This window comes from Streptococcus sp. ST16 (assembly GCF_046098135.1).
In the GTDB taxonomy this organism is placed as follows: domain Bacteria; phylum Bacillota; class Bacilli; order Lactobacillales; family Streptococcaceae; genus Streptococcus.
In genome coordinates, this window is the sequence record NZ_JBJUSE010000006.1 from 40,037 (window position 1) to 56,634 (window position 16,598).

Here is a 16,598-nt window from a genome sequence, read left to right on the forward strand (position 1 = left end):
TTATTCCTTTTGTTTTTTTTTATTTTCTTTTTTTCATTATGATCATCAAAAGCCTCGTCTTCTAATGACTGTTACAACTTTGACTTGAGTATCCTGTATAGGGATGGTTCCAAAAGCACGACTGTCTACAGCCGTTGTTCGATTGTCCCCAAGGACAAAGAGTTGTCCTGCTGGGACTTTCATCGGGAAGGTTGCCCCTTCCTTATAGAGCAGCGTTTCTTTGTAGATATCTTGCTCTTGTTGAGGAGAACCGTTGATGATGAGACCATTTTCGTTTATATCGATTGTACTTCCTTCGGTTGCTATGACACGCGCCACTCTTTCCTTGCCTTTATAACTATAGACTAGCAAATCACCAATCGAATAGCGTTTATCCAACCTATAATAGACGACCAAGTCGCCATCTTTTAAGGCGGGCTTCATTCCATCGTCATTGTATCTTAATAGTCCAAAGACGAAAAAGTAAAGGGTGGCTAGTACAAACCCAACCATCAGAAGTTTACTGACTAAGTAAAGGATATCTCCCCAGACACTCGGCGGAGACTTATCCCGATTGACTTGCGTTACTGGTTTCTTATGTTTCTTTTTAAGCAGCATCACTTCCTCCTATTCACCACAAGGTGACCAAGTAAGATGATAAAGAAGATCCCTCCTAGAGGAAGAACGACTCCAAGCACGAGAGTGCTACTCAAGAAGTCAATTCCCGTTTCAGGTACGCTGTTTTTATTATTCGTGACTGTCGCAGACTTATCCTTATCAAGCTTGCCTTCTTTATTTTTATAGGACACCTGATACCCACGAGACGAACTTGCTTCTTCTTCGATACTGTACTGGGCATTTAGAGGAAGGTCGAAAATTTTAATGGTTTTATCTTTCTTTAAATCGACCGTTGCCTTACCATTAGTAAATTTTAGGGTTGTTTTTTGATTATTTACTATTGCACTATAGGTTCCATTCAATGGTTTATTTTGCGCATCCTTTACGTTAATGGTAATCTTAAAGGATTGCAAAAGATTAGCAAAGGCACCTGTAACTTTTTTTGTAACTGAAAGTGTCGGAAGTCTGTGGTTGGTGACGATTGTTTGAACATCCTCTGATAAAGTCCCTTCTTGTTTGTCATAGGTGACATGATACCCAGCTTTAGATGTCTCTACTTCTTCTACCTTATAGTGGGTATCACGAGGCAGGTATTTGAGGGCAGTTTCCTGACCATTTTTGAGAGAAATCTGCGCTTTCCCGTTAGTCACTGTTGTATTCCCAAACTTGCCATTAATCGGTTTGCCATCCTTATCTGAAAGGGTAACATTAATTGTGAAAGACTTATTAGGTGATTGTTCACCTTCTAGGATTTTCTTTATGGTGAGACTTGGAAGCTGTCGGTAAATAACTTTGAAGGATGGTTTCTCTTTCGTACCTGTCTTTTGAACTTCGACTGTATATCCCGGAGCGTCTGGTGCTTTCAGTTCGTAGTCATATCCCTTGGCTACCTTTGCAAAACTAGTATTTTCAGTAAAACTATTCGTTTGAACTGAACTAGTGACCTTTCGATAGGAATCCTTTGTACTTTCATCTTTCTTTTGGTTTAATTTCAATTCAACACTAGGTGGACGATTTGCTGATGGATTTGATTTTCCATCCACACCTTTCCATTCAACTTCAACCGGAACCGTCAATGGATCTGACGGCTTGAAAGTGGGCTTCTCAGAATAGTCTTTTGTTTTGGTATGTGAGGTCCCAATACCATAGGAGTAGGTAACACTAGCTCCCTTGTTGGAGTAGAGTTTAGTAGCATCGGCCCCTTCGGCATCACCACTAGTCAGTGTCTTATCACCCGCAATCGCATCAAAGGCCTCTTGGGTAGAGGTGACAGTAAACTTGAGAACGTACTTGGCATCATCCTCTAAAGTATAGCTCGGATTAAACTTGGCTGTTACTTCCACTAATCCCTGTTCGTTCTTCTTACTCTCAACCGTAACTTGATTAGTTGTCAGTTCTTCCTCATTACCATCCTTGATTTTGACGACACGAAGGCGTGAAGCATTACCCGGTAACAGCTGAACGTACTTGGACAAGACATCTGATATAGTTAAATGGTGTACGCCTAGAGGTAAAATTTTATCAGTGATATCTTTGAATTTTTGTTGCAAGTCATTTTCATTGCTTGCAGAAAATATTTCGTTGGGGATATTGGGATTATATTGTCCTATGTATGATTTAATATTGGAAATACAGTCTCTAGTGTTAGAGTATCGAAATTTAATTGAGTAAAATCCGTCAATTCTAGGTGCCAGGCTTGATGAAATCCCTAATACAAATTGCTTGAGATAGTCATTAAACCAGTTGGGAGCTGTTTCTGTTTTAGCATCAATATTATTCCAGTTATATATAGTATAACCTTGATTATCGTAATACATATTAGCGAAACCATCTGATAGTAAAATAACAACCTTCTTAGCATTTGATCTTGCACTATACATTAACTGATCAGCCAAGGTTAATCCAGCACCAATATTTGTACCTGTGCCTATCCCTTGCTCATACCCTCTAGAATAACCACCTGCAATTGCCATATTATTAACCGCAACTTTAGCATTGTATGAATTATTACTCCAGCCCAAAAAAGTTCTCGCATCATCATAAGTCGAAACACCAGGATAATAACCAGCCCAATTTGGCCAATTTCCATATTGATAACTCTGATAATTCTCGTTATAATAATAACCTTTCTCCTGATTATCAATTTTTCCAGCAAAACCAACTATAGATAGACGGTTTTGAGAATTAGAAAGAATTGTATCAATGAGCCCCTTACGACCATTTACACCTCTCAGTGTATTTTTTAGTGCTTCAATTCTACTGATGTATCTTCCACTAGAGTAAGACCAAACATCTTGCTCTTTCATACTCCCTGAAAGATCGGCGACTAGGACAACATCCAAGGGTTCTGACTGGGTCTCCGTCCCCAGTTTAGATGTGATATCCAGTGACAATTCATACTGGTCTTCCTGCCCTGATATCGGAGTAATCGTTTTGCGAAGAGTTGTCTGAGGTTCCGTTGTTGAATCTGCATGTAAAGAATTAATCGGTGCACACAAAAAAAGAATAGCTAGAAAGATAACTAAACGACTGGTGAAACATTGAATTTTCTTAAAATCATATTGAATGTTCATGCTATCTCCCTTACTAGAATATGTTTAAATCTGTTACTATATAAATTTGAAACATCCATAGGTTAATTATATAATAATGTTGAACGTATGTCAATCAATGTGTTTGAAAACATGTTATTATAAATCACAAAAAAGTATGATTCTTCTTTGTTTTTCAATGTTTTCTGTGGTAAAATGGAAAAAATAGTAAAATATATCATAAAATATAGATGCATATATTTCATTCTAATAACTCAGAAATTTTTTTGAAAGTCTTCTGAATTTGAATTATTATATTTTTTCAAAATTCATAAAATTTCTCAAATCATATTTTTCCAAAGTTTTGTATTCTATTTTATGATAAAAAAGGAGTTTTTATGTCTTATCCGAACCTTTTGGAACGTTTTCTGACCTACGTCAAGGTCAACACGCGTTCTGATGAACACTCTACTACTACTCCAAGTACGCAGAGCCAGGTAGATTTTGCGACTAATGTTCTTATTCCTGAGATGAAACGTGTCGGCCTGCAAAATGTTTACTACCTCCCAAATGGTTTTGCCATTGGTACCTTGCCAGCTAATGACCCAAATCTCACTCGCAAAATTGGCTTCATCTCCCACATGGATACAGCTGATTTTAATGCTGAGGGAGTTAATCCACAGGTGATTGAAAACTACGATGGCGGAGCTATCGACTTAGGTAATTCTGGATTTAAACTGGATCCTGCTGATTTCAAGAGCCTTGAAAAATATCCAGGTCAAACGCTTATCACAACAGATGGTACGACCTTGCTAGGTGCTGATGACAAGTCAGGGATTGCTGAAATTATGACTGCTATCGAATATTTGATAGCTCATCCCGAAATCAAGCATTGTGAAATTCGAGTTGGTTTTGGTCCAGATGAAGAAATTGGTGTTGGTGCTAATCAGTTTGATGCAGAAGATTTTGATGTTGACTTTGCCTACACTGTTGACGGAGGACCACTTGGGGAACTCCAGTACGAGACTTTCTCAGCAGCTGCTGCTGAACTTCATTTCCAAGGACGCAATGTTCACCCTGGTACTGCTAAGGGACAGATGGTCAACGCTCTACAGCTAGCGATTGATTTTCATAATCAACTTCCTGAGAATGACCGACCAGAGCTGACAGATGGTTACCAAGGTTTCTATCATCTCATGGATGTATCAGGTAGTGTCGAGGAGGCGCGTGCAAGCTACATCATCCGTGACTTTGAAAAAGATGCATTTGAAGCGCGTAAAGTAGCTATGCAGTCTATCGCTGATAAGATGAATCAAGAGATTGGGAATGATCGCGTTAGCTTAACTCTGATAGACCAGTACTACAATATGAAAGAAGTCATAGAGAAAGACATGACACCTGTGACCATTGCCAAAGCTGTTATGGAAGATCTTGGAATCACGCCAATCATTGAACCAATTCGCGGAGGGACAGATGGGTCTAAGATTTCCTTTATGGGAATCCCAACTCCTAATATCTTTGCAGGTGGTGAAAACATGCATGGACGTTTTGAATACGTCAGCCTTCAGACTATGGAGCGTGCAGTGGATACCATCATTGGCATTGTATCTTATAAAGACTAAAAAAGACGAGGTAGCTCAGCTACTTCGCCTTTCTTTTTATTCGTTTGGTTGAGCACTTAGCTCAGACTCACTTTTCTCTTGCTTTTCGCTTGCTTGAGAAGTCGCTGTTTCACTATCTTTCTCAGACTTAGATTGGTTAGCAGTTTCACTTGATTTTGAACGGAGTTCTTGGTTCAAGCTAATAATCTCTTTTGCTAGAGTGAGGAGTCCTTCTTTATCACTGCTTTTGGCTGCAAGTTGATCAAATAGGGCATCAACACGTTCAAAGTCAGCATCGGATCCTTTGTTATCCTCTAAGTACTTGTGAAGAGAGAGCAAGACATTATAGAGTTTTTGGTAGATAATCACCGTTTGTGGATCTTGTTCTGCTTCTTTTTCCTCTCGTTGGATAGTCGCTGCAATACGATTTAAAAGATCCTCAAGTTGTGTTTTAGCTTCGTCAAGGTCTGCATTTTCCTTTTCAGTAGCCGCTTTGATATTAGCAGCTTCTTCAGCTAGGGATTGTTTGACACCATACTCTTTAACACGTGCTAGGAGTTGGGCAACTTTAGTTAGGAGAGCATCCACTTCTTCCTTCTTAACATGGCTAACCCGCTCTTCTGGCATAAAATCACCGTAGAGTTCTTTTAGGAATTCATAGATGGCTGTCTTAGCGGTTTGACTATCTACTTTTTCCGTATCTAGAATAGTCTTACCAGCTTTTGTAGAAACGGGTTCTTCTTTGAGAGCTTCTTCTACTTCTAGCTTAGTTTGGTAAATAGTTGGGAATAGCTTGTTCAAGTCGGTTGCTTTGAGGAAAGATTGTGACTGGTAAAGTTCCCATGTCAACTTGGCAACACGGTTCCGAAGTTCTTCTCTCAAACGACCATCAGATACATGTTCATAGAAATACTTGATGTACTCTACTGTTGTAACCCCTGTCCGATCACGGAAATCTTGCAAGGCCTGAAGTTTCGCTTCAATGGCAGCCAACTCTGTCTCATCTTGTGCTAGTTTTGCTTCCTGCAAATGTACCAAAAGATCTTTCTTAGACAAGCCATAAGTGTCCGTATCCAGTGTATTGATCTTATCTACAAGGGCTTGGTACTTCTTATCTAAAGGTGAAGTTTCAACTGGTGCCACACTTTGATCCACATGGATATATTGCTTATCAAAGAGATCCAAGGCTGCTAGATATCCAGCGGTTGAGTTGGTCGCCAGTTTTTTCATGTTTTCGGTAAATTGACCCAAAGCAAGTTCTACCCGTCTTTGCATGATAGGTTGGTCTTTGTAGAGACTTCTGCTATCCGCTAACAGTTGATCAACTTTAGAAAGAACAGTTTGTTCATCAAATGCTCCAGGTTGATAGGTCGATTGTAGGGCTGGAATCTTGTTCTTCAGAGCTACTTCATAGCCCTTAGTTTGAACCTTGATGTAGTGATTGTGGTCTCCGTGAGGAATCACAAAACTACCACTTTCTACCTGTAAACTATAAGGAGACACCCCATCACGTAGGGCAGTCGTATAAAGTTCATTTAGGAAATCCAGTTCTGGATTCCCAGTTTGGAGAGGAATACGAACATGTTCTTTTCGAACAGCATAGGGATGGATATGGGTTGGATCATAGGCTTGATCCGGATTTCCAAAGACAAAGAATCCATTTGAAATACGAATCGCTTCGAGCGGAACCCCATAGGTCTGTGAGATATACTTGATTTTTTCTTCATCACTAGCATCTCTTGAGAAACTTTCCACAGTCTTTGCAAGTGGTTGAACCGGCTCAGACTGATGATTTTCTTTCAAGTGATCTTGGGCAGCTTTGATTTGAGCTGCAGTCAAGTCTTTCTTAAAGAAATAATGAGCGTGATCTCCATGAGAAACTACAAACCCTTGCTCATCCTCACTGATGACACGGTCAGCTGCAAAACCATGATCATGTTCTTCACCGTGATGGTGGTCATGCTCCTCTCCATCATGGTCATGATCTTCATGGTTGGTATCCTGACTTCCATGGTCACCGTCTTGGTCATGATGATGATCCGATTGAGCTGGATGCTCTGCTGGTTTGCTTGGATTTTCCAAAGGTGTTGGTTTCCCACTGTCGCTAGATAAAGGAATCATTCGCGCAATCTTTTCTTCCAAGGCAGAAAGCTTTGTATATGGGATGAAATGATAGTGATTTCCATGAGGAATGGCTACGCCACTTGGTGTTCTGCTTGAAATCTTAGCAGGGTCAAAAATCAAGCCATCAGATTCTGCATAACGTTGATTACTTGGAAGTGCATAGAGTTGCTGCAATAGACTCTGTAAGCTCTCTTCTGGATTGCTTGGTGTTTCAGTTTGTTGATTTGGGTTGGTAGTTTGACCAGTTGTGTTTGGACTCGGACGATAGTCAGTCACACTTGCTTGTTTTCTAGTTCCAGATAGGTAAGCTTGAGCAGCAGCCAATTCGCTAGCAGACAAGGAACTCTTAGGAATGTAGTGGTAATGTCCACCGTGAGGAACGATATAAGCATCACCAGTATCCTCTATAATATCAGATGGATTAAAGATGTACCCATCATCGGTGGTATAGCGTCCTTGCGATTGAGCAAGCGCCACTGCATTATTAGAAGTTGGTGCATCATGAGTATGACCTTGTTTTTGGCGCTCAATTTCGTCCTTCGTACGAATATTATCAGCATGAGCCGCATCTTTAAGGTAGACATAATACTTGCCATCCACCTTGATAATATAACCACCTTTGATTTCGTTGACAATGTCAGCATCTTTCAGTTGATAATTGGCATCTTTCATCAACAGTTCTTCGCTGAAAATCGCGTCAAAAGGAACTTTACCATTGTAATAATGGAAATGATCACCGTGCGAAGTCACATAACCTTGATCGGTAATTTTCACAACAATTTGCTCTGCCTGAATATCTTCTTTTTTGCTAACTTGATCTGGTGTTTGGGTCTCTGTTTTTTGAGAGTCTTGCTTCCCATCGACATAAGACACACGGTTATTATCTTTGTTTCCTTCTAGCTGGTGTTGGTTCAGTGCATAGATGCAAAGACTCAGGGAAAGGACTAAAGCCGATCCCGCCGCAAGATACTTTTTCTTAATTTTCATAATCTCCTCATTTTAATTCTTCTGCAAGAACATTCATATTTTCTTCTAGGTTTTCTAAGTAAGTTTTGTCGTTTTCAGGGTCTGCTTCCAACGGATTCAGTGTTTTCAGACTAACTCCTGTTGATTTGACAAGAGTTTCAGCTACTTTTGAAGAAGCATTACTTTCTGTAAAGATCGTCTTAACCTTATAGGTTTTAACGAATTCCTGAATTTCTGTTAGTTGTCTTGGGCTTGGTTCTTGTTCAGGGGAAATCCCTGCAATACCAAGTTGTTTCAATCCAAATCGTTTAGCAAGGTAAGAAAAGGCTGTATGTTGCGTAACAAAGGTCTTTTGACTCGCTTTTTCAAAAATAGGCTGGAATTTCTTAGTCAATTCCTGAGCTTTTTTGATAAAGGCTTGAGCATTTTTCTGGTAAGTTTCTTTGTGTTCACTATCAACCTCTGAAAGTTTGTCAGCGATAATCTGGGCCTCTTCGCCTGCTTTTTCAGGGTCTAACCAAGTGTGCGGGTCGTAAAGTGTTTTTTCATCGATGCCGTCGCCAGCTTCTACATCTTCCAAACCTGGTACACGCTCCAAAGTCATTCCTTCAGACGCTTCTAAAACTTTAACTTTTGAGTTTTTCAAGTTAGGATCTAGACTTCCCGCCCAAGACTCCAGTGTATGCGAGTGGTAGACAAAGACATCCGCATCATAGATGGCAGCAATGTCATTCGCTGACGGTTCAAAGGAGTGAATCCCGTTACTTGACTGAATCATCCGTACATCATTCAAGTCACCTGATACCTCTTTGACCATGGCATAGATTGGGTAAAAACTTGTTACAATCTTCAGCCCTTTTGCTTCTTGTTTTTCTTTTTGACCACATGCTCCTAAGACAAGAACCAACAGACCTGTCATTAATAATAGAAATGTTCTTTTTTTCATCATTACTCCTTAACTAGTGTTTAACTGATTAATTAACCAGTAAATAGTTTATCTTTATTTACACTATCTGTCAAGATATTTTACATATTTTCATGAAAAAAATGAGAACTAGAACTCACATTCTGCTCTCATTTTTCGTTTTCCCGTTCTCCTATCCTGTTTTTAGGAGTTAGAAAATGTTGCTACCTTTACTTACTTTCCTTTAACAAAGCCAATAGTTTTTCAGCTTCTGCCATAATGGTATTGTTGTCCTGAGCGCCAAACAATAGATTATTCTTTAATCCTGTTAGAGTTTCTTTGGCGTTAGACTTGACGATGGGGTCTTGGATTTTTGCAAGTAGCTCTTCAGCCTCTCTTAACTTCGCTTCAACCTTTTCAGTCTCGACCTGAGGTTCTTCTGGCTCCTCTGGTGATTCTTCTTCCGGTTCCTCGGTTGGTTTTGGAGACTCTGGTTTCTCACTTTGCGGCTTCTCTTCGCGCGGTTTTTCTTCCTCAGGTTCTTCTGTACGAGGTTTCTCCACTGATGGTTTTTCCGTATGATTATTATCAGCTTGACCATTTTGGTTTCTTTGAACATGGTCGCTTGCATTGCCCCATCCACTATCTGAATGTGGACGTTCGTTTGGATGTTCAACATAGTACTTCACAGTCGCAAAGAGGTCCTCTAGAGTATAGCCCTTAGGTGCCTCATAAAGACCTTCGTCAAACCACTCAAATTTGATGTTATGGTAATGGTCATAATGAGGTATGATTAAACTACCGTTTTTGACTTCCACAGTATGTTGAAGATTGTAAGGCATACGATCAAGCGGTACTTTCTTAGCTGCTTTCACGCGGTTGTAGATAGCTTCTGCTCCCTTAGCCTCACTATTTCCTGAATTCTGATGGTCTGTCGAAGGAGGCGTTAAACCTTTCTCTTTAGCATAAGCCTGGGCTGCTGCTCTTTCAGCTTCAGACAAACTATCTTTTTTAATCCAATGACTATGGGTCATATGTGGAGTTACATAGGCATCCCCCTCATCACTGGTGATATCACGAGGATCAAAGATATAACCGTCTTCTGTTGTGTACTTGCCTGCCAACTTGGCTACTTGAATCTCATCATCGGTGTAGGCAATTTGCGCATTCGGTTTTCCTAAACGTTCTGGATGACGAATCGGTGCTAGGAAGGCGAGGATATCATCCACCAACTTGATTTTATCACTTGAGGCATCATTGAGACGTTCCAACAGTTTATCCAAAGCGTCAAAATCAGCTTGGCGCCCTTTATTATCAAGTAAGTTTTGATGAACTGCTGCTAGTAAATCATAAGCCTTATTGTAAAATTCTCGATCACTAGATGGGAGGTTAGTTTTCTTAGCTCCGAGTTTATGAGACAAACTTTCTTGCTTGGATAGTTTACTATCAATGGCTGCTACTGTCTCTGCTGAAAGTTCCTTAGCAGGAATATAACGTGAGGTTCCATTCTCCTCAAAGACATAGCCATCAGCTACTTTTCGAACCGCTTGTCTAACCAATTTTTCGTCAATTGGATTGCTTGGAGCTGGTTGAGGATTTGGTGCAGGTTGCGGGCTTGGACTAGGTTCCGGAGTCGTTTGTGGACTTGGTTGTTCTGGTCTTGAATCCGGCACCCAATGGTTCGAACGATAGCGAAGTGGGATGATGCGAGCAATTCGTTCTTCCAATTCAGACATCTGTGAATAAGGGATAAAATGGTAATGGTCGCCATGAGGTATTGCAACACCTCTAGCTGTTCGACTTGTGATTTGTGCTGGATCAAAAACAAGTCCATCTGATTCGACGTGTCGTTGGCTGAGTGGCAAGCCATAAAGTTGTTTCAGAAGGCCATCAATATCTTCATCACTTTGACTCGCTTGACTATCGTCGCTACTGTTACTGTTGTTAGCCGTGTTTGTGTTCGTATAGCCACTGCCTTGGTTATTATAGGATGGGGTCCATCTATCTACATCGTAACTACTACTGTTGTTATTGGTACGGCGATAAGTAGGCGTATTTGATTGACCACTTCTACCAGATAGGAAGGCTTCTGCGGCAGCCAATTCGCTGGCTGATAACTCACTCTTAGGAATGTAATGGTAATGGTTGCCATGAGGAACGATATAAGCATCACCAGTATCTTCAATGATATCAGAGGCATTAAAGATATAACCATCATCTGTGGTATAGCGTCCCTGTGAACGTGCCAAGGCTACCGCACCATCGTTTGCTGAAGTTCCTCCTTCACGATGCTGACTATGCTCTTGTTTTTGTCGATTAATTTCTTCTTTCGTACGGACATTATCCGCATGGGCTGCATCCTTAAGGTAGACATAGTATTTTCCGTCCACCTTGATAACATAACCACCCTTGATTTCACTGACAATATCCTCGTCCTTGAGCTGGTAGTTTGGATCCTTCATCAGCAACTCTTCACTGATAATAGCATCGTAAGGAACCTTGCCATTGTAATAATGATAGTGGTCTCCATGTGAAGTCACATAGCCTGGGTCTGTTATCTTGATGACGATTTGTTCGGCATTGATACCTTCTTTTTTACTGACCTCATCAGGAGTCAGATTCTCCGTTTTTTGTGCTTCTTGTTTTCCATCAACATAAGACACACGATTATTTTCCTTGACCGTTCTAGCTTGGTACAGTCCCAACTCATAAGAACAAACACTTAAAATCAAGGCTGCCGCAGAACCAGCTAGATATTTTTTATTAATTTTCATCGAAACTCTCTTTCCTTTTGATATTTCTAGTTGCAATTCATTTCTAAATTGCAGAAACTCCTCTCTAAAAGTTAACTGGTTAATAGTTTACTCCTAAATTTTCAACTTGTCAAGAATTTTATGAACCAGTTAACGATTTTTTTGTTTTCTGCACTATCTTCTACCTGAACAGTCTGATTTGAGAATCCTATATTGAAAATCAATCACCAAATTTTTAAAACAAAAAATCCCTGCAACTGAGTTGCAAGGACCTTTCAATTAATCAAAGTCAACGTATTCTTTTTGAAGTTCAAGAACTTCTTCCATTGTTGAGCATTCTGTAAGGGCACGGTTTGCGTACTCTTCCATCTTAGCTGTATCCAATTTCTTCATCAAGCTACGTGTACGAAGAATAGATGTTGCTGACATAGAAAACTCATCCAAGCCCATTCCTACAAGAAGTGGAACAGCTTTTTGGTCACCAGCCATCTCACCACACATACCTGCCCATTTACCTTCAGCGTGAGCTGCCTTGATAACATTGTTAATCAAACGTAGGATTGATGGGTTGTATGGTTGGTAAAGGTATGAAACTTGCTCATTCATACGGTCTGCTGCCATTGTGTATTGGATCAAATCGTTTGTACCAATTGAGAAGAAGTCAACTTCTTTAGCAAATTGGTCTGCAAGCATTGCTGCTGCTGGGATTTCGATCATGATACCAACTTGGATATTATCCGCAACTGCAACACCTTCAGCAAGAAGGTTTGCTTTTTCTTCGTCAAAGACTGCTTTGGCTGCACGGAATTCTTTCAAGAGCGCAACCATTGGGAACATGATACGCAATTGACCGTGTACAGACGCACGAAGAAGAGCACGGATTTGAGTGCGGAACATAGCATCTCCAGTTTCAGAGATAGAGATACGAAGGGCACGGAATCCAAGGAATGGGTTCATTTCATGAGGCATATCGAAGTAAGGAAGTTCCTTATCTCCACCGATATCCATTGTACGAACGACAACAGGTTTACCGTTCATTCCTTCAAGTACAGCTTTGTATGCTTCGTACTGCTCGTCTTCTGTTGGGAAGTCTTGAGAATCCATGTACAAGAACTCTGTACGGTAAAGACCAACAGCTTCGGCACCGTTGGCATTGACACCTTCAACGTCTTTTGGAGTACCGATATTAGCAGCCAATTCAAAGTGTTTACCATCAGCAGTCACCGTTTGAGCATCTTTCAAAAGTGCCCATTCAGCTTTTTGCTTCGCATAAGCTTCACCAGCAGCCTTGAATTCTGCCGCTTGCTCATCAGTTGGGTTGATAATCACTTCACCAGTGATACCGTTAACAGCAAGGATATCACCATCTTTAACAATTTCAGTGATGTTGTTTGTACCTAATACTGCCGCGATTTCAAGTGTACGCGCCATGATAGCTGAGTGGCTTGTACGTCCACCAATGTTGGTTACAAAAGCTTTTACAAAATTTTTGTCCAATTGAGCTGTATCTGAAGGAGTCAAGTCATGCGCAATCACAATCACTTCTTCATTGATAGAAGCTGGGTTTGGCAATTTTTTACCAAGGAGATTTGCCAATACACGTTTTGTCACGTCGCGGATATCCGCTGCACGTTCTTGCATGTATGGGTTGTCTTCCATGCCTTCAAAGATAGTGATAAACATGTCTGTCACTTCTTTCAGACCTGCTTCTGCATTCACTTTCTTCGCACGGATTGTTTCCTTGATTTGACTGATCATTTCTGGGTCAGCAAGAACCATTAAGTGAGCGTCAAAAACTTGAGCTGCTTCTTCACCGAGCGTACCTACTGCTTTCTCACGAATAACAGAAAGCTCGTCTTGTGATGCTTTTAGAGCGGCATCAAGGCGAGCTTCTTCTGCGTTTGTATCTTCGACTGTAATAGTCTCAAATGACAAATCCGGTTGAACGAGTAGATATGCTTTTGCAACTGCAACACCGTCTGATGCTGCGATTCCTTTAAGCATTTCTGTCATTTTCCTTATGCCAATCCTTCTTTTTCCATAGTTTCAGTGATAGCAACGATTGCGTCGTCGGCATCTGCACCTTCAGCTGAAATTGTAACATCAGCACCTTGGCCAACACCAAGACTCATAACACCCATGATTGATTTAAGGTTTACTGATTTACCTTTGTACTCAAGAGTGATATCTGAAGCAAATTTGCTAGCTGTTTGAACTAACAATGTTGCTGGACGTGCGTGGATACCTGTTTCTGCCACTACGTGGAAATCTTTAGAAGCCATAGTTTGACTCTCCTTTAATTGTTTCTTATTTGGATTATATGTGATAACCCTTACAAGACTGTATTATATCACCTTCTAGATAATTTTTCAAGTATTTTATGGATTTTCTTCGTTTTCCTTTCTGATAACTTGCTGAAAATCTTCTATTTATATTGCCAATATACAGTATGTAGTTTTTTTATTTTGAGAAAGTTTGACAGTTCAACGGAAATCAAAATTTATATTTTTTAAAAACACTATATCTTGTGTTTTGATTTCAAAACTGTAACTTTTTGGCACAAGATTTAGTTTAAAAAGTTTGACAAAGTTTTTTTTTCTGATATACTAAGAAAGTAATCTATTTTGAAAGAGGAGTTACGAAAATGGTAACCGTTTATTCTAAAAACAACTGTGTCCAATGTAAGATGACCAAGCGTTTCTTGGACAGCAACAATATCGCTTATCGTGAGATCAATCTTGACGAGCAACCTGAGTATATCGATCAAGTTAAAGAGCTCGGTTTCAGCGCTGCTCCTGTCATCCAAACACCAACTGAGGTCTTTTCAGGTTTCCAACCAGGAAAACTAAAACAGTTAGCATAATTTTAGTGCATCATCCAGAAGAAATTGCTTCTAGGGCTAACTTAGAGGCCTTTCTTTTGTAATCAGGTTAGATAAGGAAAATTTTATGGGATTAAAACATCTTGAAGACGTGACTTACTTCCGTCTCAATAACGAAATCAACCGTCCTGTTAATGGACAAATCATGCTTCATAAAGATAAGGAAGCCTTGGATGCTTTCTTTAAAGAAAATGTAGTTCCAAACACTATGGTTTTTGATTCAATCACCGATAAAATCAACTACCTCATTGAACACAACTACATTGAAACTGCGTTTCTCAAGAAGTACCGTCCAGAGTTTTTGGAAGAATTGCATCAATTTATCAAGGACCAAAACTTCCAATTCAAGTCGTTTATGGCAGCCTATAAGTTTTATAATCAATATGCCTTAAAGACAAACGACGGTGAATATTACCTTGAAAGCATGGAAGACCGTGTCTTCTTTAATGCACTTTATTTTGCTGACGGGGATGAAGCGATTGCAATTGATATTGCCAATGAAATCATCCACCAACGCTACCAACCAGCTACTCCTTCCTTTTTGAACGCAGGTCGTGCTCGTCGTGGGGAGTTGGTATCTTGCTTCTTGATTCAAGTAACTGATGATATGAACTCTATCGGACGTTCTATCAACTCAGCTCTCCAACTTTCACGTATCGGTGGTGGTGTGGGAATTTCCCTCAGCAACCTTCGTGAAGCTGGTGCACCTATCAAAGGCTATGAAGGTGCTGCTTCTGGTGTCGTACCAGTTATGAAACTTTTCGAAGACAGCTTCTCTTACTCAAACCAATTGGGTCAACGTCAAGGTGCTGGGGTTGTCTACCTCAACGTCTTTCACCCAGATATCATCGCCTTCCTTTCCACTAAGAAAGAAAATGCCGATGAAAAAGTTCGTGTAAAGACCCTTTCACTTGGTGTTGTAGTACCAGATAAATTCTACGAATTGGCTCGTAAAAATGAAGAAATGTACCTCTTCAGCCCTTACTCCGTAGAGCTTGAATATGGGGTGCCGTTCAACTACATCGATATCACAGAAAAATACGATGAACTAGTCGCAAATCCAAATATCCGTAAGACAAAAATCAAGGCGCGTGACTTGGAAACAGAAATCTCTAAATTGCAACAAGAGTCTGGCTATCCTTATGTAGTCAACATTGATACGGCTAACCGTGCAAATCCAGTTGACGGAAAGATTATCATGAGTAACTTGTGTTCTGAGATTCTTCAAGTTCAAGAACCAAGCTTAATCAATGATGCTCAAGAATTCCTTCAAATGGGAACAGACGTTTCATGTAACCTTGGATCAACAAACGTGGTCAACATGATGACTTCACCTGACTTCGGTCGTTCAATCCGCGCTATGGTTCGTGCCCTTACTTTCGTTACAGATAGTTCACACATCGTAGCTGTTCCAACTATCGATCACGGAAACAGTTTGGCCCACACCTTTGGTCTGGGTGCCATGGGACTTCACAGTTACCTCGCCCAACAACTGATCGAATATGGATCACCTGAGTCAATTGAATTTACCAGCATCTACTTTATGCTTATGAACTACTGGACCTTGGTGGAATCAAACAATATCGCGCGTGAACGTGGTATCACCTTCCACAACTTTGAAAAATCAGACTATGCTAACGGAAGCTACTTCGACAAGTATGTAACTGGCGAATTTGTTCCAAAATCAGACCGTGTTAAAGAACTCTTCAAAGATGTCTTTATCCCAAGTGCAGCTGATTGGGCTGAACTTCGTGACAAGGTTCAATCAGATGGTCTTTACCACCAAAACCGCCTTGCTGTAGCACCAAATGGTTCTATCAGTTACATCAACGATGTTTCTGCTTCTATCCACCCGATTACGCAACGCATTGAAGAACGCCAAGAGAAGAAAATTGGTAAAATCTACTACCCAGCTGCTGGTTTGTCAACAGAAACCATTCCATACTACACTTCTGCCTACGACATGGATATGCGTAAGGTAATCGATGTATACGCGGCTGCAACTGAACACGTGGACCAAGGACTTTCACTCACCCTCTTCATGCGTAGTGACATTCCAAAAGGTCTTTACGAATGGAAGAAAGAAAACAAACAAACGACACGTGACTTATCCATCCTTCGTAACTATGCCTTTAACAAGGGTATCAAGTCAATCTACTACGTCCGTACCTTTACAGACGACGGTGGAGAAGTTGGTGCTAACCAATGTGAAAGTTGTGTGATTTAATTTTTATCTGAGGC

10 protein-coding genes are annotated in these 16,598 nt (G+C 40.4%); 3 read left to right on the plus strand and 7 right to left on the minus strand.

The window, feature by feature from the left end; all coding sequences use genetic code 11:
- Window positions 1-45: 45 nt before the first annotated feature.
- On the minus strand, window positions 46-597 hold the full coding sequence (sipA, locus tag ACIY14_RS05425; protein ID WP_409001828.1) for a PI-2 pilus system signal peptidase SipA: 552 nt from the start codon (window positions 595-597) through the stop codon (window positions 46-48).
- Window positions 597-3,170, minus strand: coding sequence for a PI-2 pilus tip adhesin PitA (gene pitA, locus ACIY14_RS05430; protein ID WP_409001829.1), 2,574 nt, complete (start codon window positions 3,168-3,170; stop codon window positions 597-599). The genes sipA and pitA overlap by 1 nt, the downstream gene beginning before the upstream one ends.
- A 356-nt stretch (window positions 3,171-3,526) precedes the next feature.
- On the opposite strand from pitA, the gene pepT reads away from it, so the two are divergent.
- Window positions 3,527-4,750: a peptidase T gene (gene pepT / locus ACIY14_RS05435; RefSeq protein ID WP_409001830.1), complete on the plus strand. Its 1,224-nt coding sequence runs from the start codon at window positions 3,527-3,529 to the stop codon at window positions 4,748-4,750.
- A 36-nt stretch (window positions 4,751-4,786) separates the two neighbouring features.
- On the opposite strand, the gene ACIY14_RS05440 is transcribed toward pepT, so the two are convergent.
- The 5 genes from ACIY14_RS05440 to ACIY14_RS05460 form a co-directional block, all read right to left on the minus strand.
- Window positions 4,787-7,840 (minus strand): pneumococcal-type histidine triad protein, encoded by a 3,054-nt coding sequence (locus ACIY14_RS05440; protein WP_409001831.1) that lies wholly within the window; start codon window positions 7,838-7,840, stop codon window positions 4,787-4,789.
- Window positions 7,841-7,847: 7 nt separating this feature from the next.
- Window positions 7,848-8,765, minus strand: a complete 918-nt coding sequence (locus tag ACIY14_RS05445) for a metal ABC transporter substrate-binding protein (protein WP_409001832.1) — start codon at window positions 8,763-8,765, stop codon at window positions 7,848-7,850.
- 188 nt (window positions 8,766-8,953) lie between these two features.
- Window positions 8,954-11,497 carry a pneumococcal-type histidine triad protein gene (locus ACIY14_RS05450; protein ID WP_409001833.1) on the minus strand — a complete coding sequence of 848 codons (2,544 nt, stop codon included), beginning with the start codon at window positions 11,495-11,497 and terminating at the stop codon, window positions 8,954-8,956.
- A gap of 258 nt (window positions 11,498-11,755) precedes the next feature.
- Entirely contained in the window at window positions 11,756-13,489 is a 1,734-nt protein-coding gene (gene ptsP, locus ACIY14_RS05455; RefSeq protein WP_409001834.1) for a phosphoenolpyruvate--protein phosphotransferase, read from the minus strand.
- A 5-nt stretch (window positions 13,490-13,494) separates the two neighbouring features.
- Window positions 13,495-13,758, minus strand: coding sequence for a phosphocarrier protein HPr (locus ACIY14_RS05460; RefSeq protein WP_198459672.1), 264 nt, complete (start codon window positions 13,756-13,758; stop codon window positions 13,495-13,497).
- A 362-nt stretch (window positions 13,759-14,120) separates the two neighbouring features.
- Between ACIY14_RS05460 and nrdH the strand changes: the two genes are divergently transcribed.
- A complete protein-coding gene (gene nrdH / locus ACIY14_RS05465) occupies window positions 14,121-14,339 on the plus strand; it encodes a glutaredoxin-like protein NrdH (protein WP_308688582.1) in 219 nt (72 codons plus the stop codon).
- An 85-nt stretch (window positions 14,340-14,424) separates the two neighbouring features.
- A complete protein-coding gene (nrdE, locus tag ACIY14_RS05470) occupies window positions 14,425-16,584 on the plus strand; it encodes a class 1b ribonucleoside-diphosphate reductase subunit alpha (RefSeq protein ID WP_409001835.1) in 2,160 nt (719 codons plus the stop codon).
- The last annotated feature ends 14 nt before the right edge of the window (window positions 16,585-16,598 follow it).

Bases quoted from the DNA above. Each gene is read 5' to 3' on its own strand.
- sipA (WP_409001828.1), bottom strand. From the start codon at position 597: ATGCTGCTTAAAAAGAAACATAAGAAACCAGTAACGCAAGTCAATCGG.
- pitA (WP_409001829.1), bottom strand. From the start codon at position 3,170: ATGAACATTCAATATGATTTTAAGAAAATTCAATGTTTCACCAGTCGT.
- pepT (WP_409001830.1), top strand. From the start codon at position 3,527: ATGTCTTATCCGAACCTTTTGGAACGTTTTCTGACCTACGTCAAGGTC.
- ACIY14_RS05440 (WP_409001831.1), bottom strand. From the start codon at position 7,840: ATGAAAATTAAGAAAAAGTATCTTGCGGCGGGATCGGCTTTAGTCCTT.
- ACIY14_RS05445 (WP_409001832.1), bottom strand. From the start codon at position 8,765: ATGAAAAAAAGAACATTTCTATTATTAATGACAGGTCTGTTGGTTCTT.
- ACIY14_RS05450 (WP_409001833.1), bottom strand. From the start codon at position 11,497: ATGAAAATTAATAAAAAATATCTAGCTGGTTCTGCGGCAGCCTTGATT.
- ptsP (WP_409001834.1), bottom strand. From the start codon at position 13,489: ATGACAGAAATGCTTAAAGGAATCGCAGCATCAGACGGTGTTGCAGTT.
- ACIY14_RS05460 (WP_198459672.1), bottom strand. From the start codon at position 13,758: ATGGCTTCTAAAGATTTCCACGTAGTGGCAGAAACAGGTATCCACGCA.
- nrdH (WP_308688582.1), top strand. From the start codon at position 14,121: ATGGTAACCGTTTATTCTAAAAACAACTGTGTCCAATGTAAGATGACC.
- nrdE (WP_409001835.1), top strand. From the start codon at position 14,425: ATGGGATTAAAACATCTTGAAGACGTGACTTACTTCCGTCTCAATAAC.